Here is a 22,946-nt window from a genome sequence, read left to right as displayed (position 1 = left end):
CACACCACCCTGTGGGAGCGGGCTTGCCCGCGATGGTCGTCAACGATAACGCGAGACGCCTGACACTTCTCGGCGCCCTCAGGTTCTTCGCGAGCAAGCTCGCTCCTACAAGGACCGCGTTAATGCTGTTGTTGAGTATTCCAAGTCTGGCCCACGCCTTCGACCTGCAACAACTCAGCGATCAGCTGGCAAAACCGTCAGTAATCCACGGCAACTTCATCCAGGAAAAACACCTGCGCGCCCTGCCGCAACCGCTGGTCAGCAAAGGCACTTTCGTCCTGGCCAAGGACCACGGCCTGCTGTGGCTGCTGAAAACCCCGCTGCAACAGGACTACCGCATCAGCGCCACCGGCATCGCCCGGCGTGACGCCAGCGGCTGGCAACTGCTGCCGAACAAGAGCGCCGGTGCCGAGCAGAACCGTTTGTTCCTCGCAGTGTTGCAGGGCGACAGCAGTGGTTTGCAGCGTGACTTCGAACTGCAGCTGCAAGGCGAAGCCAGCCAGTGGAAACTCACGTTGATCCCGCGTTCGCTGCTGCTCAAACAGGTCTTCACCCAGATCAATATCGACGGCGGCGAACTGGTGCAGAAGATCGAGCTGCTGGAAACCCAGGGCGACAGCACTGTATTGCGGATGCAGGACAGCACCAGCAACCAGCCATTGAGCGACGCGGAGCAACACGACTTTGCCGAGTGAACGCTGGTTGCCGCGCCTGTTTCTTATCCTGCTGGTGGCCGTGTTGGCCCTGGCGGGTTGGCAATGGCGCCATGGCGCGCCGCTGTCGGCGAACCTGATGGAACTGGTGCCCGGCACCGCGCCGGACGCGCTGGAGCTGCGCGCCGAACAGCGCATGCAGGAACCGCTGAACCGCGAAATGCTGGTGCTGGTGGGGCATGCCGACCGGCAAAAAGCCGTGGCCATGGCCCAGCAATTGGGCGAGCGCTGGCAAGCCAGCGGCCTGTTTGAAAAGGTCCAGTGGAACCTCCAAGCCGACCTCCCGGCCCTGCGTCAGCAGTTGCTGCAAGGCCGGCTGGCGATGCTCTCGGCCAAGGACCGCGAGCAGTTGATCGACGAGCCCCAGGCGTTTATCCAGCAGCGGGTCCAGGCGCTGTTCGACCCGTTCACCGGCTTTAGCCTGGTGCCAAGCCAGGACGATTGGCTGGGCCTCACCGGGCGCATCCAGAACAGCCAACCGCAACACGGCTCGGTGCAACTGGATATCGGCAGCGGCGCATTGATTGCCGATGCCGACGGCAAAAGCTGGGTGCTGCTGCGGGCGCGCACCACCGGCAATGCGTTCGACATGAAACTGCCGCTGCAAGTGGCCGAATTACTCAAGGCCAGCCGCGAGCAGGCCGACCAGCAAGGCGCGCAATTGCTCGCTGCCAGCGGCCTGTTGTACGCGGCCAATGGGCAGCAGCAGGCCACGCGGGAGATCACCTGGGTTGGCGGCGGTGCGACGGTCGGGATTCTGTTGCTGTTGCTGCTGGCGTTCCGGCGCTGGCGGGTGTTGCTGGCGTTCGTGCCGGTGCTGGTGGGCATGCTGTTTGGCGCGGTGGCGTGTGTGGCGCTGTTCGGGCATATGCATGTGATCACCCTGGTGCTGGGTTCGAGCCTGATCGGCGTGGCGGTGGATTACCCGCTGCATTACCTGTCCAAGAGCTGGAGCATGAGCCCGTGGCGCAGCTGGCCGGCCTTGCGCCTGACCTTGCCGGGCCTGAGCCTGAGCCTGGCCACCAGTTGCATCGGTTACCTGGCCCTGGCGTGGACGCCCTTCCCGGCGCTGACGCAAATCGCGGTGTTCTCGGCGGCGGGCCTGGTGGGTGCTTACCTGTCGGCCGTGTGCCTGTTGCCGGCCTTGCTCAAGGGCGTCGACCTGCGTCCGGCGCAATGGCCGCTGCGCATTGCCGAGGTCCTGCTGAGCGTGCGTGAGTCGCTGCTCAAGCGCCTGCCGAGTCCGGTGCTGTTGGTACTGGTACTGGTGTTTTGCGCCGGCGGCCTGTGGCACCTGAACAGCAAGAACGATATCCGCCAATGGATCGGTGCACCGCCGCAGTTGCTGCAGGAAGCCCAGGCGGTTGCGCGGATTACCGGGTTTCAGCCCACCAGCCAGTTCTTCCTGGTGCGGGCAGACAATCAACAACAGTTGCTGGAACGCCAGGCCGCGCTGGGCCAGCGCCTGGATCAGTTGGTGAACATGGATAAGCTCCAGGGTTACCTGGCGCTCAACCAGTTGGTCAATGCGCCCGCCGAGCAACAGCAACTGCGCGAAGCCCTGAACCAGCTGCCGCAGTACTGGCAGCCATTGTTCGACCTCGGCGTGCCCGCCACCGCACTGCAAGCCGAGCTGGCCCAGTTGCAGGCCCTCCCCACCGAAGACATCGATGCAGCACTGGTCGGCCCGCTGGCCGAGCCGTGGCGCACGCTGTGGCTGGGGAATGTCGACGGCGGCGTGGCCGCAATGGTGAGCCTGCAAGGCTTGAACAACCCGGCCTTGCTACGGGTGCAGGCCCTGGATCTGCCCGGCGTGCAGTTGGTGGACCGCCTCGGCGACTTGAACCAGGTGTTTGCCGCCACGCAGATCAGCGCGGCCGAATTGAAATTGATGTCGTGCGTGTTGATCGTGCTGTTGCTGATCCTGCCGTTCGGCTTCGGCGGTGCCTTGCGCATCGTCGCCCTGCCGCTGCTGGCAGCGCTGTGCAGCCTGGCCAGCCTCGGTTGGCTGGGGCAGCCACTGACGTTGTTCAGCCTGTTCGGCCTGCTGCTGGTGACCGCCATCAGCGTCGACTACGCGATCCTGATGCGTGAACAAATTGGCGGCGCCGCCGTGAGCCTGTTGGGCACACTGCTGGCCGCCGTGACTACTTGGCTATCGTTCGGCCTGCTGGCCATTTCCAGCACGCCGGCGGTGAGTAATTTTGGGCTATCGGTGAGTTTGGGGCTGGCATTCAGCTTCATGCTGGCACCGTGGGCCGCCCCGTCAGGGACAAGGAAGAAAATATGAGCAGCCAGTATTTAAGTAAGAACTACGTCGAAGAAACCAAATTCGGCTTCTGGTTCCTGCGCAGCCACACCTGGCAGCACCATGTGCTGCGCGTGGCAATCAACGACCTGCGCAGCCTGTTCAGCGACCCGCTGCCGGTCGCCCCGGTGCTGCTGGACGCCGGCTGCGGACAGGGTAAATCGTTCCAGTACCTGCAGCAGGTGTTCGCCCCCGAGCGCCTGATCGGCCTGGACGCTGACCCCCACAGCCTCGACCTGAGCCGAGCAGAAGCCGCGCGCCAGGGATTATCCATCGAGTTGATCGGCAGCGATTGCGCGACCCTCGATGTGCCCGACGCCAGTGTCGATGTGCTGTTCTGTCACCAGACCTTCCATCACCTGGTGGAACAACATCGCGCCCTGAAGGAGTTCTACCGGGTGCTCAAGCCGGGCGGCTATTTGCTGTTCGCCGAATCCACCGAAGCCTATATCGACACGTGGGTAATCCGCTGGCTGTTCCGTCACCCGATGCATGTGCAGAAAAGCGCAGAAGAGTACCTTGAGATGATCCGCGAGCAGGGCTTCGAGTTCGGCCCGCAGAACGTCTCGTACCCGTACCTGTGGTGGAGCCGCGCCACCGATTTCGGCCTGCTTGAACGCTGGGGCCTGCGCCAGCCGCCGCCGGCCGGCCAGCGCGAAGAAACCCTGGTCAACGTGGTCGCCCGCAAACCTTTAGCGAGCCCTGAAACATGATCCGAATGCTGTTGATCGGCTGCCTGTTGCTGCTGAGCGCCTGCGCCAGCCAGCCGCCGTTGCCGTCGAAAAACCCGGTGCTGAGCCTGCCGCTGCAACTGCACGTGCAGCGTGAACAGGGCGGCCAGCGCCAGGACTGGTTGCTGGTGATGCAGCGCGAAGGCGGCGGGATTCGCTGGTCAATGATGGACCCGCTGGGCATTCCCCAGGCCCGCCAGAAGCTGGTCAATGGTGCCTGGCAGGCCGACGGCCTGCTGCCGCCCAATCCCCAGGCCCGGGAGCTGTTTGCCGCGCTGCTGTTTGCCCTGACTTCGGCGGATGAAGTGTCGGCGCTGTACCCCGGCACCCAGGAAATGGACCTGACCCGTACCCTGCCGTCCCACTGGAAGATCACCTATCACTCCTCCCTGGTGTTTCGCGTGGACGTGATGGGGCAACACCTGAGCTACCGCATCTCGCCCCTTGAGGCCGCCCGATGACCGCCTACCTCAATGCCCTCGGCGTGATCTGCGCCCTGGGCCGCGACAAGCGCGAAGTCAGCCGCAGCCTGTTTGCCGGCGACTGCTCCGGCATGCGCGCCGAAAGCGGCTGGGTGCCGGAGCGGGTGCTGCCGGTGGCGGGCGTGAAGGGTGAACTGGCGGCCCTCCCGGCCGGGCTGGAATCCCATCACAGCCGCAATAACCAGCTGTTGCTGGAAGCAGCGTTGCAGATTGACGACGAGATCCGCCAAGCGATCCAGACCTTCGGTGCATCGCGTATCGGCATCGTGCTCGGCACCAGCACCTCGGGCATCGATGAAGCCAGCCGCGGTATCGCCCATTACCTGCGGGAGAAGCAGTTCCCCGGCGACTACGACTACCAGCAACAGGAACTCGGCGCCCCGGCCGATTTCCTCGCCGACTGGCTGCAGCTGAGCGGTCCGGCCTATGTGATTTCCACCGCCTGCACCTCCAGCGCACGGGCGCTGATGAGTGCCCAGCGCCTGCTGGACCTTGGGGTGTGCGATGCGGTGATCTGCGGTGGCGTCGACACGCTGTGCAAGCTGACCCTCAATGGCTTTTCGTCGCTGGAAGCGGTCTCGGCAGAGCGCTGCAACCCGTTTTCGGTGAACCGCAACGGCATCAATATCGGCGAAGCCGCCGTGCTGTTCCTGATGAGCAAAACCCCGGCGCCGGTCGCACTGCTGGGCAGTGGCGCCAGTTGCGACGCCCACCATATTTCGGCCCCCGAACCCACCGGCAAGGGCGCGTTGCAGGCGATGCGCAAGGCTCTGGCCAGCGCAAAATTGACACCTGCTCAGATCGGCTACCTGAACCTGCACGGCACCGCCACACAGCACAACGACGCCATGGAAGCCCTGGCGGTCGCGGCCCTGTTCCCGGACGGCGTAGCCTGCTCATCGACCAAACCCATGACCGGCCACACCCTGGGTGCCGCCGGTGCGCTGGAAGCGGCGTTCTGCTGGCTGAGCCTCGCCGAAGGTGGAGTGCCGCCCCATGTCTGGGATGGCCAGGCCGACCCGGCACTGCCCGTATTGAAGTGGGCGTCGCCCGGCGATGCTCTGGAAAAACGCTGCCTGATGAGCAACTCGTTTGCCTTCGGCGGCAACAACGTCAGCCTGATTATCGGAGACGCCCCATGATTGACTGGCCGCTCGCCGAACTGCTGCCCCACGCCGGTGACATGATCCTGATCGATCAGGTCCTGAGCTTTGATGAAGAACAGATTCACACCCGTCTGACGGTCAAGCCCGACGGTCTTTTCAACCGCACCGACGGCAGCCTGCCCGCGTGGGTCGGGATTGAGCTGATGGCGCAAAGCGTCGCCGCCTACGCCGGTTGCCGCGCACGCCAGAAAGGCGAAGCCGTGGAATTGGGCTTCCTGCTGGGCACGCGCAAATTCGAGTGCAACGTCGAGCACTTTCCCGCCGGCAGCGAGCTGACCATCCACGGCCTGCGCTCCCTGGAAGACGACAACGGCATGGGTGTGTTCGAATGCCACCTCACCGGCGACGGTATCCAGGCGAGTGCACGCCTGAACGTATTTCGACCGCCCCAGGCGGCCAACTATTTAGATGAATCGAAGGACACCACGCCATGACTGAATCCGTATTGGTGACCGGCTCCAGCCGTGGCATCGGCCGCGCTATCGCGTTGCGCCTGGCCCAGGCCGGGCACGACATCGTGCTGCATTGCCGCAGCGGGCGTGCCGAGGCGGATGCAGTGCAGGTCGAAATCGAAGCGCTGGGTCGCAAGGCCCGAGTGTTGCAATTCGATGTGGCGGATCGCGCCAGTTGCAAGGAAATTCTTGAAGCGGATGTGGAAGCACACGGCGCGTATTACGGCGTGGTGCTCAACGCCGGGCTGACCCGCGACGGGGCGTTCCCGGCGCTGTCGGAAGACGACTGGGACGTGGTGATGCGCACCAACCTCGACGGGTTCTACAACGTGCTGCACCCGGTGATGATGCCGATGATTCGTCGTCGCGCCGCCGGACGCATCGTGTGCATCACGTCGGTGTCCGGGCTGATCGGCAACCGGGGCCAGGTCAACTACAGCGCGTCCAAGGCCGGTTTGATCGGCGCCGCCAAGGCCCTGGCCATCGAGCTGGGCAAGCGCAAGATCACCGTCAACTGCGTGGCTCCCGGGCTGATCGACACCGCGATGCTGGATGAAAACGTGCCCGTGGAAGAACTGATGAAAATGATCCCGGCCCAGCGCATGGGCACCCCCGAAGAAGTCGCCGGGGCGGTGAATTTCCTGATGTCGGCGGAAGCCGGCTACATCACCCGCCAGGTACTGGCCGTGAATGGAGGCCTGTGCTGATGAAGCGCGTGGTGGTCACCGGCATGGCCGGCGTTACGTCCCTGGGCAGCGATTGGGCAACCATCGCCGCCAACTTCCGCGCCAACCGCAGCGGTATCCGGCGCATGGACGAGTGGGATCGCTTCACCGAACTGAATACGCGGCTGGCCGGGCCGATTGATGATTTCGTGGTACCCGCCCACTGGACCCGCAAGCAACTGCGCAGCATGGGCCGGGTTTCCCGCCTGGCGGTGTGGGCAGCAGAACAGGCGCTGAAAGACGCCGGTCTGCTGGGCGACGAGTCGATCAAGGACGGGCGCATGGGCGTGGCCTGTGGCTCGTCCACCGGCAGCACCGACGAGATCAAGGCCTTCGGCAATATGCTGCTGAACTCGGTGGCCGAGGGGCTGAACGCCAACTCCTACGTGCGGATGATGCCCCACACCACGGCGGCGAATATCAGCATCTTCTTTGGCCTCACCGGCCGGCTGATCCCCACGTCCAGCGCCTGCACCAGTGGCAGCCAGGGCATCGGCTACGCCTATGAAGCCATCAAGTTTGGCCGCTTGCCGCTGATGCTGGCGGGTGGCGCCGAGGAGCTATGCCCCACCGAAGCCATGGTCTTCGATGCCTTGTACGCCACCAGCCTGAAAAACGACGCCCCGCAAACCAGCCCGCGCCCCTACGACAGTGGCCGTGACGGCCTGGTGATCGGCGAAGGTGGCGGCATGCTGGTACTCGAAGAGCTGGAACACGCACTGGCCCGTGGCGCGTATATCCATGCCGAAATCGTCGGCTTCGGCAGCAACGCCGACGGCCAGCACACCACCCGCCCCGAACAGAAAACCATGCGCCGCGCCATGGAGCTGGCCCTGGAAGACGCGGGGCTCGCGCCCGACGCCATCGGCTATGTGAACGGGCATGGCACTGCCACCGACCAGGGCGACATCGCCGAAACCCTGGCCACCAGCAGCCTGTTCGGCAGCCGCATGCCCATCAGCTCCCAGAAGAGTTTCCTCGGGCATACCCTGGGCGCGTGCGGCGCGCTGGAGTCATGGTTCAGCATCGAAATGATGAACCGCGACCAATACGTGCACACCTTCAACCTCGACCACATCGACCCGCGCTGCGGCGAGCTGGACTACCTGCAAGGCGAATTCCGCGAGCTGCACAGCGACTACGTGATGAACAACAATTTTGCCTTTGGCGGCGTCAACACTTCGCTGATTTTCCGCCGCTGGGCGTAAGTTTTTTTACTGACTGGAGAAATGGAATGTCTTCCCTGCTACGCGCAACACTGGTTGCTTTGGCCCTGCTCACCACCGCTGGCTGCACCAACAAACCGGTGCTCAACACCCAGCACGACTTGCCGGCGAACCCGCAGGTCAACGAAGAAAAAATGAAGCAGACCATCGTGGCTGCCCTGAACAAACGCGAATGGGTGGTGCAGCGCCTGAGCCCGCAACTGGTGCAGGCCGAGATCAACGTGCGTAACCAGTACCACGCTGAAATCGACATCCGCTACACGGCCACCAGCTACGCCATCACCTACCGCGACAGCCGCGACCTGGGCTACAAGGACGGCAAGATTCACCGCAACTACAACCGTTGGGTGAGCATGCTGGACCGGGACATTCTGGCGGCGCTGCGCACCAATGGTGTGAGTGACAACGGGTCGGCGGCGCAGTTGTTCCAGCAGACAGGGACTTCGAAGTAGAACTGAAATACCAGAAACGACAAAGGGCGCCTTTCGGCGCCCTCTTCACAAACAGGTTGGCTTGTCATCGCCGGTTCCTGCCTGGCTCTGCGATGGCTGGTTGCCCAGGATCCTCAGAGTCTCACAAGCCCCTTTCGGGAACTCGGCCAGTATGCCTGAAAACCTGCACCCGGCAATCGGTGGCAAAGCGCCTTGCCTTGCGAAGATCAAAGGTGGGAGCTGTCGAGCTTTAGCGAGGCTGCGATGGCGTCGGCACTATCAACATTGATGTTGCCTGACCTACCGCTATCGCAGCCTCGCTAAAGCTCGACAGCTCCCACACTGGATTTACATCGTCCATGGCTTGACCTACTGCCCACTCGCCACAAGCAGCTCAACAAACGCTTTCGCCATCGGCGTTTGCTGGCCCTTGCGCTGCACCAGCCACACCGCCGTCACCGCCTCCTGATCCAGCAAGGTGCGGTAAACCACGCCATCAATGCGGATCCGCTGATACGACGCCGGCAGCACCGAAACACCCAACCCCGCCGCCACCAGGCCGATGATGGTCATCGCCTCGCCTGCCTCCTGGGCAAAGTGCGGGCTGAAGCCGGCATCCCGTGCCAGGTTCAGCAACTGGGCATACAAGCCGCTGCCATAAGTGCGCGGGAAAAATACAAACGGCTCTTCGGCCAATTGCGCCAGGTGCAGCCCGCGCTCGCTCCCTTCCACCAACGGATGCCCGGCATTCAGCACCGCCACCAAGGGTTCGCGCATCAGTTCCACGACGCTCAGGGAATCCGGCAACGGCAACGGCCGCATCAATCCCACCTGTATCGACTCATCCACCAGCGACTCGGCGACTTCCGTACTGCTCATCTCCTGCAGATTCAGATGCACCGCCGCAAATGCCTGGCGAAACGCGAAGATCGCCTGTGGGATGCTGGAGTTGAACGGCGCGGAAGACGTGAAGCCAATCTTCAGCTCACCCAATTCCCCCAACTGCGCCCGACGCGCCACGTCCGCCGCTTTGTCCACCTGCGCCAGCACCAGACGCGCCTCTTGCAGGAACAGCCTGCCCGCTTCGCTCAGCTCGACCCGACGATTGGTACGCTCAAACAGCCGTGCGCCAATCTCCTGCTCCAGCGCCTGGATCTGCTGGCTCAGGGGCGGCTGGGAGATTCCCAGCACCTGCGCGGCGCGGCCAAAGTGCAGCTCTTCAGCCACGGCGATGAAGTAACGCAGGTGGCGCAATTCCATGAAAACCTCATTAGGTCGTAAAAGCTCTTAAACAGGTCGAACAATATATTGGAAAGAATCATTAGCGAGCTATATTCTTTTTTGCATTGCCGCCCTGGCAGCCTTTTCCTCCCCGAGGTCCCGCGTGAAATCTGCTGTCGCTCCGCTCGCTCAAGAAGTACCGCCCACCGCCCTCGATGAGGTGGTGGCACAGCTCAACGAGCAGTTCATCGAAAAAGGCACCCCGATGTTCATGCGCACGGTGCTGGCGCTGTTTTCCGGTGGTTTCGCCACCTTCGCCCTGCTCTACTGCGTGCAGCCGATGATGCCGGCGCTGTCCCACGAATTTTCCATCAATGCCGCGCAAAGCAGCCTGATTCTCTCGGTGGCTACCGGCATGCTCGCCATTGGCCTGCTGATCACCGGGCCGATTTCCGACACCCTGGGACGAAAGCCGGTGATGGTGGCCGCGCTGTTCTGTGCCGCGCTGTGCACCATTGCCAGCGGCCTGATGCCGAGCTGGGAAGGCATCCTGCTGATGCGCGCACTGGTGGGCCTGTCCCTCAGCGGCCTGGCAGCGGTGGCCATGACCTACCTGAGCGAAGAGATCCACCCGCAACACATCGGCCTGGCCATGGGCCTGTACATCGGCGGCAACGCCATTGGGGGGATGAGCGGGCGCTTGATCATCGGTGTCTTGATCGACTTCGTCAGCTGGCACACCGCAATGCTGATCATCGGCGCCCTGGCGCTGATCGCGGCCACGGTGTTCTGGAAAATCCTCCCCGAATCGCGCAACTTCCGCGCCAGCACCCTGCGCCCGCGCAGCCTGATCGACGGCTTCACCATGCACTTCAAGGATGCCGGCCTGCCGTGGCTGTTCCTCGAAGCCTTCTTGCTGATGGGCGCCTTTGTGACGATGTTCAACTACATCGGCTATCGCCTGCTGGCCGACCCATACGATTTGAGCCAGGCCGTGGTGGGTTTGCTGTCGCTGGTGTACCTCTCGGGCATCTACAGCTCGGCGAAAATCGGCTCCCTGGCCGACCGCCTGGGCCGCCGTCGCGTGCTGTGGGGCACCATCGTGCTGATGCTCGGCGGCATCGCCCTGACACTGTTCACCCCGCTGTGGCTGGTGGTGCCCGGCATGCTGATCTTCACCTTCGGCTTCTTCGGCGCCCACTCCGTGGCCAGCAGCTGGATCGGCCGCCGCGCACTGAAAGCCAAGGGGCAGGCGTCGTCGCTGTACCTGTTCAGCTATTACGTGGGATCGAGCATTGCGGGCACCGCGGGTGGTTTCTTCTGGCACTACGCCGGCTGGAACGGGATTGGCGGGTTTATCGTCGCGCTGTTGATCGTCGCGTTGCTGGTGGCGTTGAAACTGGCGAAGTTGCCGCCGTTGCAGGAAGCCAGGGCTTAGTTAAGCCGTGCCCCATAAAAGAGCCGCATCACTGCGGCTTTTTCACAACAGGCTTTCGTTTCATCCCAGGCCTCACCGAATCATGAAGCGCCATGGCACGCCCTGCATCCCATTCCGCCTGCATCGCTGAAAAAAGCTGCGCATCGATTCGTGATTGATGCGTGACCAACGCCTGCGACATCGCCTGCGCAACTTGCTCAATGATCAACGCCGGTTTTTCTACAGCACAGTGCTTACGCCCGAATTCAATCAGTTGCTGGCGATCGGGATAGGTCTTCACCTTGTTCATCTTGATTGCCAATGTTCGGTCAACCAGTGAGCGGCCTGACTTCGGGTTGTAATTCTCATACACCGTAGTCGTGGTGACATCGAACACCGGCGCCAGTTGCACCGTTTCGCGAGCCTCTGGATGGGTGTAAGTCACCCCGAAATTTTTCAGGTGAGCATCACCGTTACGCACCATGACCGACAGGCAGACGGAAGAGAAAAACCGTTCAAGCTCGCGCAACGGGTCCCCATATCGGCAGACTTCATTGATCACCGCCGCAAGGGTTTCATAGCTCTGGGAGTACTTGTAATTGTCATGCGGGTCTTTGTTGAGGCTCAGCAGAACGGCCATGTCTTCGAAGCCCAACCTGCCGCTGGGGGTCAGGTCGAAACGCTCCATGACAAATAGATCACCCCTTTCGGAAAGCCAGAAAGGAGGCGTCTCCAGACCTGCCATCCGGGCCGCCTCCAGGCAAAGGAACTCATTCTGTGCCAAGTGGGCATACTCGCCAGCACCGGACTTTACGATAAGGTCGGAGCTGAGCATGGTTTTGCGGCTGCCGGTCAGCTTGTCCAGATCCGGCACCAGCACCTTGGGCTGCACGCCCGAAATTCCTGACTCGAAATAGGTATCGACCAGAAATTCAAAAATACCTCGGGAAGTATCTGCCGAGAGAATTTCATGGAGTCCGACCTGTGCACGAACGGCTACCGATGGCTCAGCGAGATTCTGGTAGGTGAGCCGCCCAATCTGATTACCACCGATGACCGATAACAGGCGCATTTCATCCACCTGCATATGCTTGGCCATCCGCCGTTTTATCTGATCGGCCAGAAACCCTTCCGGCACGTTCATATCGAAAATCGGATGCAGCACGTTACTGACCGACGGCGTCGGGTCATAGGGCATGACCAATGACACTTCCCGCGCGGCCTCGGCAGAATCGTAAGAAAAAGCGAACTGCGAGCCTTTCGACAATTCGCCGCAATGCCCTTGTGGGGCCGTCACGTTGAGCAACTTGACCCTACTCATCATGTTCTACCAGGTCGGCAAGGGATTTGAGGTCGATGCGTTTATCCACCACTTCCAAAGCCATTCCCAATGCCGCGATAACCCGGAATACCGAATACATTGCTACATTTTCGCCCGCCTCAAGGCCAATGATGGTCTTGCGATTGCACTTGGCCTTGGTCGCAAGCTGTTCCTGGCTATAGTCCTTGGCGCGACGCAACTGGCGTATTCTTTCGCCTAGAGCGGTTGGATTCGCGATGAGCATAATGTTACCTATAACGGACATTTTTAACTGATACGTCGATTATGTCCTTCATTACGGACATTTCAACCACCATACGACTGCCGGTGCTCTCGCAAAAAATATCACCCACAAAAAAGCCCGGCATCTGCCGGGCTTTTTCATTGCCGCGTTATCACTCGTGATACTGCGCCGACAACTCATGCACTGCCCGCAGGAACGCGCCTGCGTGCTCCGGATCAACTTCCGGGGTGATGCCGTGGCCAAGGTTGAACACGTGACCGCTGCCTTTGCCGTAGCTGGCGAGGATGCGCCCGACTTCAGCGCGGATGGCTTCCGGCTTGGCGTACAGCACGGTCGGGTCCATGTTGCCTTGCAGCGCGACCTTGTTGCCTACGCGGCGACGGGCTTCGCCGAGGTCGCAGGTCCAGTCCAGGCCCAGCGCGTCAGCGCCGGCGTCGGCGATGCTTTCCAGCCACAGGCCACCGCCCTTGGTGAACATGATGACCGGCACTTTGCGGCCCTCGTGCTCGCGGATCAGGCCGCTGACGATTTTGCGCATGTAGGCCAGGGAGAATTCCTGGTACGCCGCCGCCGACAGGTTGCCGCCCCAGGTGTCGAAGATCTGCACCGCCTGGGCGCCGGCCATGATCTGGCCGTTGAGGTAGGAGGTGACCGACTGCGCCAGCTTGTCCAGCAGCAGGTGCATGGCTTGCGGGTTGTCGTAGAGCATGGCCTTGGTCTTGCGGAAGTCTTTCGACGAGCCGCCTTCGACCATGTAGGTGGCCAGGGTCCACGGGCTGCCGGAGAAGCCGATCAGCGGCACGCGGCCGTTCAGCTCGCGGCGGATGGTGCTGACGGCGTCCATCACATAGCCCAGGTCCTTGTGAGGATCGGGGATCGGCAGGGCTTCGATGTCGGCCAGGGTGCTGACGACTTTCTTGAAGCGCGGGCCTTCGCCGGTTTCGAAGTACAGGCCTTGGCCCATGGCGTCGGGGATGGTCAGGATATCGGAGAAGAGGATGGCCGCATCCAGCTGTGGATAGCGGTCCAGCGGTTGCATCGTGACTTCGCAGGCGAACTCCGGGTTCATGCACAGGCTCATGAAGTCGCCGGCGTGGGCGCGACTGGCGCGGTATTCCGGCAGGTAGCGACCGGCCTGGCGCATCATCCACACAGGGGTGACGTCCACGGGTTGCTTGAGCAGGGCACGAAGGAAACGGTCGTTCTTGAGGGCAGTCATGTCGGCATCCGCAAAAAAAGTGCGGGCATTTTCTCAGAGCGCGACGCAAAAGGCACGGCAAGAGCCGTGCCTTTTGTCTATCGGGTCAATTTGTCGCAATGACTGGCATCACAAACCCCAATGTGGAATGGGGTTTGTGTGGGAGCTGGCTTGCCTGCGATGGCGGTGGTGAATTCAACATCGCTATCGCAGGCAAGCCAGCTCCCACATTTTGATCCCATTTCAACCCGGGATTGGGGTCAGACTTGCAGGTAATCCAGGATCCCTTCAGCAGCATTGCGCCCTTCGAAGATCGCGGTTACCACCAGGTCAGAACCGCGAACCATGTCGCCACCGGCGAAGATTTTCGGGTTGCTGGTCTGGTGCTTGTACTGGCCTTGTTCCGGGGCGACAACGCGGCCCTGGCTGTCGGTCTGGATTTCGAACTGCTCGAACCACGATGCCGGGCTTGGGCGGAAGCCGAAGGCGATGACCACGGCGTCTGCCGGGATGATCTCTTCGGAACCCGGGATCGGCTCAGGGCTGCGACGGCCACGGGCGTCCGGTTCGCCGAGACGGGTCTCGACCACTTTCACGCCTTCAACACGGTCCTCGCCCACAATGGCAATCGGCTGGCGGTTGTAGAGGAACTTCACGCCTTCTTCCTTGGCGTTCTTCACCTCTTTGCGCGAGCCCGGCATGTTGGCTTCGTCACGACGGTAAGCACAGGTCACCGATTTGGCACCCTGGCGGATCGACGTGCGGTTGCAGTCCATCGCGGTGTCACCACCGCCCAGCACCACGACCTTCTTGCCTTTCATGTCGACGAAGTCTTCCGGCGACTTTTCAAAGCCCAGGTTGCGGTTGACGTTGGCGATCAGGAAGTCGAGCGCGTCATACACGCCCGGCAGGTCCTCACCGGCAAAGCCGCCCTTCATGTAGGTGTAGGTGCCCATGCCCATGAACACGGCATCGTATTCTTCGAGCAGTTGCTCCATGGTCACGTCCTTGCCGATTTCGGTATTGAGACGGAACTCGATCCCCATGCCGGTGAAGACTTCGCGACGATGGCTCAGTACGGTTTTTTCCAGCTTGAACTCGGGGATGCCGAAGGTCAGCAGGCCACCGATCTCCGGGTTCTTGTCGAACACCACCGGGGTCACGCCACCACGCACCAGTACATCGGCACAGCCCAGGCCCGCCGGGCCCGCGCCGATGATCGCGACGCGCTTGCCGGTCGGCTTGACCTTGGACATGTCCGGACGCCAGCCCATGGCGAACGCGGTGTCGGTGATGTACTTCTCCACCGAACCGATGGTCACCGCGCCGAAGCCGTCGTTGAGGGTGCAGGCACCCTCGCACAGACGATCCTGTGGGCACACCCGGCCGCAGACTTCCGGCAAGGTGTTGGTCTGGTGCGACAGCTCGGCGGCGGCGAGGATGTTGCCCTCGGCCACCAATTTGAGCCAGTTGGGAATGAAGTTGTGCACCGGGCACTTCCATTCGCAATACGGGTTACCGCAACCCAGGCAGCGGTGAGCCTGATCGGCCGAGTGCTGGGGTTTGAAGGGTTCGTAGATTTCCACGAACTCTTTCTTGCGTTGACGCAACAGTTTCTTCTTCGGATCTTTGCGCCCGACATCGATGAACTGGAAGTCGTTATTCAGACGTTCAGCCATGTTAAAACCTCATCAAACTCTTCAGGCGCATATCACTGCGGGTTGGCACGGATGCTGGAAAGCAACGATTTCAGGTTGGCAGCCTTGGGCTTGACCAGCCAGAAACGGCGCAGGTAGTCATCGAGGTTTTCAGCGAGGTTACGACCCCATTCGCTGTTGGTTTCCTCGACATATTCGTCCAGCACATGCTGCAAGTGGTTGCGATAGGATTCCATCGCTTCGCCGCTGATCCGCTGGATCTCCACCAACTCGTGGTTCACCTTGTCGACGAAGGTGTTGTCCTGGTCGAGCACGTAGGCGAAACCGCCGGTCATGCCCGAACCGAAGTTGTAGCCGGTCTTGCCCAGCACCGCGACAAAACCACCGGTCATGTACTCGCAGCAGTGATCGCCGGTGCCTTCCACCACGGTGTGGGCACCGGAGTTACGCACTGCGAAACGCTCACCCGCCGTGCCCGCTGCAAACAGCTTGCCGCCGGTTGCGCCGTACAGGCAGGTGTTGCCGATGATGGCACTGTCTTGAGTCTTGTAGACGCTGCCTACCGGCGGAACGATCACCAGCTTGCCGCCGGTCATGCCCTTGCCCACGTAGTCGTTGGCATCACCTTCGAGGTACATGTTCAGGCCACCGGCGTTCCACACGCCGAAGCTCTGGCCAGCGGTACCCTTGAAGCGGAAGGTGATCGGCGCCTTGGCCATGCCCTGGTTGCCGTGCTTGCGCGCGATTTCGCCGGAGATGCGTGCGCCGATGGAACGGTCGCAGTTGCAGATATCCAGGGCGAATTCGCCGCCACTTGCGTCGTTGATCGAGGAGCTGGCCATGTCGACCATCTTCTCGGCCAGCAGGCCCTTGTCGAACGGCGGGTTGCGGTCAACCTGGCAGAACTGTGGCTTGTCGGCCGGGATGTGATCGCTGCCCAACAGCGGCGTCAGGTCCAGGTGCTGTTGCTTGGCGGTCTGGCCTTCGAGGATGTCCAGCAGGTCGGTACGACCGATCAGCTCTTCCAGGGAGCGCACGCCCAGCTTGGCCAGCCACTCACGGGTTTCTTCGGCGACGTAGGTGAAGAAATTCACCACCATGTCGACGGTACCGATGTAGTGGTCCTTGCGCAGCTTCTCGTTCTGAGTCGCCACGCCGGTGGCGCAGTTGTTCAGGTGGCAGATGCGCAGGTATTTGCAGCCCAGGGCGATCATTGGCGCGGTGCCGAAGCCGAAGCTTTCAGCGCCGAGGATTGCAGCCTTGATCACGTCGAGGCCGGTTTTCAGGCCGCCGTCGGTCTGTACCCGGACCTTGCCGCGCAGGTCGTTGCCGCGCAGGGTCTGGTGAGTTTCAGCCAGGCCCAGTTCCCACGGTGCGCCGGCATACTTGATGGAGGTCAGCGGCGAAGCGCCGGTGCCGCCGTCGTAGCCGGAGATGGTGATCAGGTCGGCATAGGCCTTGGCCACACCGGCGGCGATGGTGCCCACGCCGGCTTCTGCTACCAGTTTCACCGAGACCAGGGCCTGCGGGTTGACTTGTTTGAGGTCGAAAATCAGCTGCGACAAATCCTCGATGGAGTAGATGTCGTGGTGCGGCGGTGGCGAAATCAGGGTCACACCCGGCACTGCGTAACGCAGCTTGGCGATCAGGCCATTGACCTTGCCGCCTGGCAGTTGCCCGCCTTCACCCGGCTTGGCGCCCTGGGCCACCTTGATCTGCAGCACTTCGGCGTTGACCAGGTATTCCGGGGTCACACCAAAGCGGCCAGTGGCGACCTGCTTGATTTTCGAGCTCTTGATGGTGCCGTAGCGCGCCGGGTCTTCACCGCCTTCGCCGGAGTTGGAACGCGCACCCAGGCGGTTCATGGCTTCGGCCAGGGCTTCGTGAGCCTCAGGCGACAAGGCGCCCAGGGAAATACCGGCGGAGTCGAAGCGCTTGAGGATCGATTCCAGTGGTTCGATCTCGCTGATGGCCAGCGGCGTGTCCAGGGTTTTCACCTTGAACAAATCGCGGATCATCGACACCGGGCGGTTATCCACCAGCGCGGTGTATTCCTTGAACTTGGCGTAGTCGCCCTGCTGCACAGCGGCTTGCAGGGTGCTGACCACGTCCGGGTTGTAGGCGTGGTATTCGCCGCCGTGGACGAACTTCAGCAGGCCACCTTGCTGGATCGGCTTGCGCGCGCTCCAGGCTTCGGCTGCCAGGGCTTTCTGCTCGGCTTCGATGTCGACGAAACGCGCGCCCTTGATGCGGCTCGGCACACCACGGAAGCTCATCTCGCAGACTTCTTCCGACAGGCCGATGGCTTCGAACAGCTGCGCACCACGGTAGGACGTGACGGTGGAGATGCCCATCTTCGACAGGATCTTCAGCAGGCCCTTGGTGATGCCTTTACGGTAGTTCTTGAACACCTCGTAGAGGTCGCCCAGCACTTCACCGGTACGGATCAGGTCGCCGAGTACTTCGTACGCGAGGAACGGATACACCGCCGAAGCACCGAAGCCGATCAACACCGCAAAGTGATGCGGGTCGCGGGCGGTGGCGGTTTCAACCAGGATGTTGGAGTCGCAACGCAGGCCTTTTTCGGTCAGGCGGTGGTGCACCGCGCCGGTGGCCAGGGAAGCGTGGATCGGCAGCTTGCCCGGCGCGATATGGCGGTCGGTCAGGACGATCTGGGTACGACCGGCACGCACGGCTTCTTCAGCCTGATCGGCAACGTTACGCACAGCGGCTTCCAGGCCGAGGCTTTCGTCGTAGTTCAGGTCGATGATCTGCCGGTCGAAGCCCGGGCGGTCCAGGGTCATCAACGAACGCCACTTGGCCGGGGAAATGACCGGCGAGCTGAGGATCACGCGGGAAGCGTGCTCTGGCGATTCCTGGAAGATGTTGCGCTCGGCACCGAGGCACACTTCCAGCGACATCACGATGGCTTCGCGCAGCGGGTCGATCGGCGGGTTGGTCACCTGGGCGAACTGCTGGCGGAAATAGTCGTATGGCGTACGCACGCGCTGGGACAGCACGGCCATTGGCGTGTCATCGCCCATGGAACCGACGGCCTCGTAGCCTTGCTCGCCCAGTGGACGCAGCACCTGGTCACGCTCTTCGAAGGTGACCTGGTACATCTTCATGTACTGCTTGAGCTGATCGACGTCGTAGAAAGCCGAACCGTGGTCGTTGTCTTCCATGGTCGCCTGGATGCGCAGGGCGTTCTTGCGCAGCCATTGCTTGTACGGGTGACGGGACTTCAAGCGGTTGTCGATGGCATCGGTGTCGAGGATCTGGCCGGTTTCGGTGTCCACGGCGAGGATCTGGCCCGGGCCAACGCGGCCCTTGGCGATCACGTCTTCCGGCTGGTAGTTCCACACGCCGATTTCCGACGCCAGGGTGATGAAGCCATTGGTGGTGGTCACCCAACGCGCCGGGCGCAGGCCGTTACGGTCGAGCAGGCACACCGCGTAGCGACCGTCGGTCATTACCACGCCGGCCGGGCCGTCCCACGGTTCCATGTGCATCGAGTTGTACTCGTAGAATGCACGCAGATCCGGGTCCATGGTTTCGACGTTCTGCCACGCTGGCGGAATGATCATGCGCACGCCACGGAACAGGTCGATGCCGCCGGTGACCATCAGCTCGAGCATGTTGTCCATGCTGGAGGAGTCGGAACCCACGCGGTTGACCAGTGGGCCGAGCTCTTCTAGGTCCATCAGATCGTTGGCGAACTTGGTGCGACGGGCCACGGCCCAGTTGCGGTTGCCGGTGATGGTGTTGATCTCGCCGTTGTGGGCGAGGAAGCGGAATGGCTGGGCCAGCGGCCATTTCGGCAGGGTGTTGGTGGAGAAGCGCTGGTGGAACACGCAGATTGCGGTTTGCAGGCGCTCATCGCTCAGGTCTGGATAGAAGGCGGTCAAGTCCGCCGGCATCATCAGGCCTTTATAAATGATGGTCTTGTGGGAAAAGCTGCAGATGTAGTGGTCGGTGTCGGCGGCGTTGGCCACGGACGAGCGACGACGGGACGTAAACAGCTTGATCGCCATGTCCTGGTCGCTCAGGCCGTCGCCTGCGATGAACACTTGTTCGATCTGCGGCAGGCGCTCCAGGGCCAGGCGGCCGAGTACGCTGGTGTCGATCGGCACTTTGCGCCAGCCGACGAGCTGCAGGCCGGCGGCCAGGATCTCGCGGTTCATGTTCTCGCGAGCGGCTTCGGCTTTTACCGGGTCCTGGTTGAAGAACACCATGCCCACGGCGTATTGCTTGGGCAACTCGGCGCCGAAATGCTCCTTGGCGACAGCGCGCAGGAACTGGTCGGGCTTTTGAATCAGCAAGCCGCAACCGTCACCGGTCTTGCCGTCGGCGTTGATCCCACCGCGGTGGGTCATGCAGGTCAGGGCCTCGATGGCCGTTTGCAAAAGGGTATGACTGGGCTCGCCCTGCATATGGGCTATCAGGCCGAAACCGCAGTTATCCTTGAATTCATCGGGTTGGTACAGACCTGCTTTCATAGACACTTTCTCACCAGGCTGCCTCTTATTTCGAGGCAAATTTCTTTTCAATTCAACCGGTTACCTTCCACGCCGAACGTACGCCGGCTTAGCGGGGGCAAAAGGGAGGTCATTGTACACACCGACACAGACGCTCACAAATTTAGCGACGAAATGTCGCAAATCTATGTCGCATTTATGAAAGGTTTAAAGCGATATGCTGTGCTAGTCAAAACTTTTTTAATTCTGACCGCTACGACTCAAAAGCTACGTGACGCAGACACCACAAAGCGCGCGGCCTTCAGGGCTGCACGCTGTGTTGTTTTTTTGAGGTGCCGAGAGGGCGGCCTGGGTAAGGCCGCCGAATCTTCAGCGAGTTGTTGCCAGTTCTTGTTGAACGCTGGCGACAGTGCGAGGCCAAGGTTTACCAGCCTGAACCTTCGCTGGCAAGGCCTTGATAGCGGATTCCGCTGCGGTACGGCTGGAGAAGTTGCCGTACGTGATCACGTAGAGAGGCTTGCCGTTGAGTACTTTCTTGAAATAACGGTACTCGCCGCCCTGCTCTTTCACGAACGCCTGGGCGTTGGCTTCAGAGCTGGTGCCGAGGATCTGTACCACGAAGTTACCGGTAGGCTGGCTGCTGTACCAACTGCTGCCGGTAGCGCCGGCCTTGGCTACGGTCACCGGTTTTTCAGCAGGCTTGGCCGCTGGAGCCGGTTTGGCCGCAGGTGCCGGGGCTGCCGGCTTGGCAGCAGGAGCTGGCTTGGCGGTTGCAACCTGGGCCGGAGCAGGTGCCGGCTTGGCAGCAGGCTGGCCCGCAGGCACGCCAGCCGGTGGTGCAGTAGTGGTGACGGTCGGTGGCGTGGCGCTGGAGCCTTCAACCGGCACGCCGTCGTCACCTTCGCTGATACCGCCAGCGGCTTCAGCCAACGGACCACGCATCACAGGCTGGCCGACCATCGGCAAGTTGGTGGGCTGGCCGGAGTTGGCAAATTCAACGTTCGGTGTTGGCTTGCCCAGTGGCAACTGCGCCTGTTCGGTTGGCGCGCCAGCGGTGGTCGGGGCCTTGCTGCGACCTGGAATCAACCAGGCGGCGGCGACAGCGACCACGACAACGGCAGAAATTGCCAATACGTGCTTCTTAGGCATAGTAAACCCCATCTTTGGACGCTTTACCGCTGAGCGGCTGGCAATCATGGCTTCGATCATTGCATCCCGGGCAACCTGGTTGATGGTGCCAGGCCAGCCGTCGGAGCTTTCGTGAATATCAGAGATCTGCGAAGCAGAGAAAAGTTCGATGCCCTGCCCTGCGCCTTCCAGCCGTTGGGCCAGGTATTCGCGGGTTTCTTCTTCTTCGTATGGCTGCAGTTCGATGACGTGGAACAGCTCCTGCTCGCCGCTGATCTGCTCAAGTTCGGCAATCAGCGAAGACTCACCAAACAGGAACACATGCGGGCGGCCTTCAGGCGTACCGGCCGCCAGGGCCAGCAAGGCCTCCAGGGCGGATTCGTCGAGCTGCTCGGCGTCGTCCACCAGCAGGTAGACTTCCTGGCCGGTGAGGCCCAGTTGCACCACCTGCTTGAGGATTGCGTTTGGCTCGGCAGTGGACACGTCCAGGGCCTGGGCGACTTGGCGCAACACGCCTGCCGCATCACCGGCACCACGGGCGGAAACCACCACGCTCTGTACCGATTGCTTGTTGGTGCTGGCAACCAGCGCCTGGCGCAGCAAGGTCTTGCCACTGCCCAAGGGGCCGGTGACCACCAGCAACAGCTGGCTGTAGCGCGCCAGGTGGTGCAATTGCCCCAGCACCGGCTTGCGTTGCGCAGGGAAAAATTTGAAACCAGGCACCCGTGGAGCAAAAGGGTCGTGGCTTAACTGGTAATGGCCGAGGAACGCCTCGTCGGCATGCAAACTAGTCATCGGGATCTTATTAACCTTTAAGCTGGGCCAGGGCGCGGTAATCCGCTCCCAGCGTGGCCTGTAAAATCTCTTTCGGATAATCGTCGGTCACTACCGCTTCGCCCATTCGGCGCAACAGCACCAGTCGCAGTCGACCGTCGATCACTTTCTTGTCTATTGCCATGTGTTCGAGAAAATCTGCCTCGGTCATCTCCTCAGGAGGAATGACCGGCAACCCGGCGCGCTGGAACAGGCGGATCCCGCGATCACGCTCCTGGGCGCTGATCCAGCCCAGGCGTTGCGACATCTCAAGTGCCATCACCGTGCCAGCCGCTACGGCCTCTCCATGCAACCACACACCATAGCCCATGTGGGTCTCGATCGCATGGCCGAAGGTGTGGCCGAGGTTCAAGGTGGCACGTACACCAGACTCACGTTCGTCGGCATTCACCACCAGCGCCTTGGCGGCGCAGGAGCGGGAAATCGCTTCGGTCAGCGCCACTTGGTCCAGGGCGCGCAGGGCGTCAACGTGTTCTTCAAGCCAGGTCAGGAACGGCTCGTCGCAGATCAGCCCGTATTTGATGACTTCCGCCAGGCCTGCGGACAACTCGCGAGGCGGCAGGGTATTGAGGGTCGCGGTATCGATCAGCACCACATTCGGCTGATAGAACGCGCCAACCATGTTCTTGCCCAGCGGATGGTTGATGCCGGTCTTGCCGCCCACAGACGAATCGACCTGGGACAGCAACGTGGTCGGCACCTGGATAAAGTCGACGCCGCGCTGGTAACAGGCGGCCGCAAAACCGGCCATGTCGCCGATCACACCGCCGCCCAGCGCCACCACAGTGGTACGTCGGTCATGACGGGCAGTCAGCAGGCCATCAAAGATCAGTTGCAGGGTTTCCCAGGTCTTGAAGGCCTCGCCGTCGGGCAACACCACCGAGATCACCGAGTACGCCGCCAGGCTGCGGCTCAGACGCTCAAGATACAGCGGCGCGACCGTTTCGTTGGAGATGATCGCCACTTGCCGCCCGGCAATATGCGGTGCGAGCAACTCGGGCTGGTCCAACAAACCTTCGCCAATGTGGATCGGGTAGCTGCGCTCGCCAAGATCGACCTTAAGTGTCTGCATGTGTCCCCGCGTTGAAGATGAAAGCAGGCGTATCGCCCTACATTAACGTTGTCGGCAACGTCGGGATCTGACGCCGCCTGATGGCTCTACGCCACAACTCGGACGGTCATGACGCGCCGCCGAGAATAGCGCATTTCGGCT

18 protein-coding genes are annotated in these 22,946 nt (G+C 61.8%); 10 read left to right on the top strand and 8 right to left on the bottom strand.

Annotation, left to right across the window (positions count from 1 at the left end):
* Positions 1–32 precede the first annotated feature (32 nt).
* The 9 genes from HX875_RS01760 to HX875_RS01720 are packed head-to-tail and all read left to right on the top strand — an operon-like array spanning position 33 to position 8,255.
* Positions 33–695 carry an outer membrane lipoprotein carrier protein LolA gene (locus tag HX875_RS01760; RefSeq protein ID WP_177041522.1) on the top strand — a complete coding sequence of 221 codons (663 nt, stop codon included), beginning with the start codon at positions 33–35 and terminating at the stop codon, positions 693–695.
* Positions 685–3,003, top strand: coding sequence for an MMPL family transporter (locus HX875_RS01755; protein ID WP_177041144.1), 2,319 nt, complete (start codon positions 685–687; stop codon positions 3,001–3,003). Before HX875_RS01760 ends, HX875_RS01755 begins: the two co-directional genes overlap by 11 nt.
* On the top strand, positions 3,000–3,734 hold the full coding sequence (locus HX875_RS01750) for a class I SAM-dependent methyltransferase (protein ID WP_169386550.1): 735 nt from the start codon (positions 3,000–3,002) through the stop codon (positions 3,732–3,734). Before HX875_RS01755 ends, HX875_RS01750 begins: the two co-directional genes overlap by 4 nt.
* Positions 3,731–4,213 (top strand): hypothetical protein, encoded by a 483-nt coding sequence (locus tag HX875_RS01745; RefSeq protein WP_177041142.1) that lies wholly within the window; start codon positions 3,731–3,733, stop codon positions 4,211–4,213. Before HX875_RS01750 ends, HX875_RS01745 begins: the two co-directional genes overlap by 4 nt.
* Positions 4,210–5,376 carry a beta-ketoacyl-[acyl-carrier-protein] synthase family protein gene (locus tag HX875_RS01740; protein ID WP_177041140.1) on the top strand — a complete coding sequence of 389 codons (1,167 nt, stop codon included), beginning with the start codon at positions 4,210–4,212 and terminating at the stop codon, positions 5,374–5,376. Before HX875_RS01745 ends, HX875_RS01740 begins: the two co-directional genes overlap by 4 nt.
* The gene (locus tag HX875_RS01735) at positions 5,373–5,834 is read left to right on the top strand and encodes a hotdog family protein (protein WP_177041139.1); all 462 of its coding nucleotides are present in this window, start codon (positions 5,373–5,375) and stop codon (positions 5,832–5,834) included. The genes HX875_RS01740 and HX875_RS01735 overlap by 4 nt, the downstream gene beginning before the upstream one ends.
* Complete coding sequence (gene fabG / locus HX875_RS01730) at positions 5,831–6,559, top strand: 3-oxoacyl-ACP reductase FabG (RefSeq protein ID WP_076015466.1); 729 nt, start codon at positions 5,831–5,833, stop codon at positions 6,557–6,559. The genes HX875_RS01735 and fabG overlap by 4 nt, the downstream gene beginning before the upstream one ends.
* Positions 6,559–7,785: a beta-ketoacyl-ACP synthase gene (locus tag HX875_RS01725; RefSeq protein ID WP_177041137.1), complete on the top strand. Its 1,227-nt coding sequence runs from the start codon at positions 6,559–6,561 to the stop codon at positions 7,783–7,785. Before fabG ends, HX875_RS01725 begins: the two co-directional genes overlap by 1 nt.
* 26 nt (positions 7,786–7,811) lie before the next feature.
* The gene (locus tag HX875_RS01720) at positions 7,812–8,255 is read left to right on the top strand and encodes a hypothetical protein (protein ID WP_177041135.1); all 444 of its coding nucleotides are present in this window, start codon (positions 7,812–7,814) and stop codon (positions 8,253–8,255) included.
* A gap of 348 nt (positions 8,256–8,603) precedes the next feature.
* Here HX875_RS01720 and HX875_RS01715 read toward each other — a convergent pair whose 3' ends face one another.
* Entirely contained in the window at positions 8,604–9,494 is an 891-nt protein-coding gene (locus tag HX875_RS01715) for a LysR family transcriptional regulator (protein WP_177041132.1), read from the bottom strand.
* 124 nt (positions 9,495–9,618) lie between these two features.
* On the opposite strand from HX875_RS01715, the gene HX875_RS01710 reads away from it, so the two are divergent.
* Positions 9,619–10,893, top strand: a complete 1,275-nt coding sequence (locus tag HX875_RS01710) for an MFS transporter (RefSeq protein WP_177041130.1) — start codon at positions 9,619–9,621, stop codon at positions 10,891–10,893.
* Positions 10,894–10,921: 28 nt separating this feature from the next.
* Here the strand turns inward: HX875_RS01710 and HX875_RS01705 are convergent, their stop codons facing one another.
* The 7 genes from HX875_RS01705 to aroB form a co-directional block, all read right to left on the bottom strand.
* The gene (locus HX875_RS01705; RefSeq protein ID WP_371321466.1) at positions 10,922–12,169 is read right to left on the bottom strand and encodes a type II toxin-antitoxin system HipA family toxin; all 1,248 of its coding nucleotides are present in this window, start codon (positions 12,167–12,169) and stop codon (positions 10,922–10,924) included.
* 16 nt (positions 12,170–12,185) lie between these two features.
* Positions 12,186–12,437, bottom strand: a complete 252-nt coding sequence (locus HX875_RS01700; RefSeq protein ID WP_177041125.1) for a helix-turn-helix transcriptional regulator — start codon at positions 12,435–12,437, stop codon at positions 12,186–12,188.
* Positions 12,438–12,588: 151 nt separating this feature from the next.
* A complete protein-coding gene (gene hemE, locus HX875_RS01695) occupies positions 12,589–13,656 on the bottom strand; it encodes a uroporphyrinogen decarboxylase (protein WP_003209355.1) in 1,068 nt (355 codons plus the stop codon).
* Positions 13,657–13,895: 239 nt separating this feature from the next.
* On the bottom strand, positions 13,896–15,314 hold the full coding sequence (locus tag HX875_RS01690) for an FAD-dependent oxidoreductase (protein ID WP_177041123.1): 1,419 nt from the start codon (positions 15,312–15,314) through the stop codon (positions 13,896–13,898).
* Positions 15,315–15,346: 32 nt separating this feature from the next.
* Positions 15,347–19,792: a glutamate synthase large subunit gene (gene gltB, locus HX875_RS01685; RefSeq protein ID WP_177041121.1), complete on the bottom strand. Its 4,446-nt coding sequence runs from the start codon at positions 19,790–19,792 to the stop codon at positions 15,347–15,349.
* A gap of 348 nt (positions 19,793–20,140) precedes the next feature.
* The gene (locus tag HX875_RS01680) at positions 20,141–21,694 is read right to left on the bottom strand and encodes an SPOR domain-containing protein (protein WP_177041119.1); all 1,554 of its coding nucleotides are present in this window, start codon (positions 21,692–21,694) and stop codon (positions 20,141–20,143) included.
* Positions 21,695–21,704: 10 nt separating this feature from the next.
* Entirely contained in the window at positions 21,705–22,805 is a 1,101-nt protein-coding gene (aroB, locus tag HX875_RS01675; protein ID WP_003209346.1) for a 3-dehydroquinate synthase, read from the bottom strand.
* Positions 22,806–22,946: the final 141 nt, after the last annotated feature.

Source organism: Pseudomonas yamanorum (genome assembly GCF_013386765.1).
GTDB lineage: Bacteria > Pseudomonadota > Gammaproteobacteria > Pseudomonadales > Pseudomonadaceae > Aquipseudomonas > Aquipseudomonas yamanorum_A.
The sequence above is the reverse complement of the archived record's forward strand: the minus strand, read 5'-3'. Positions and strand labels throughout refer to the sequence as shown.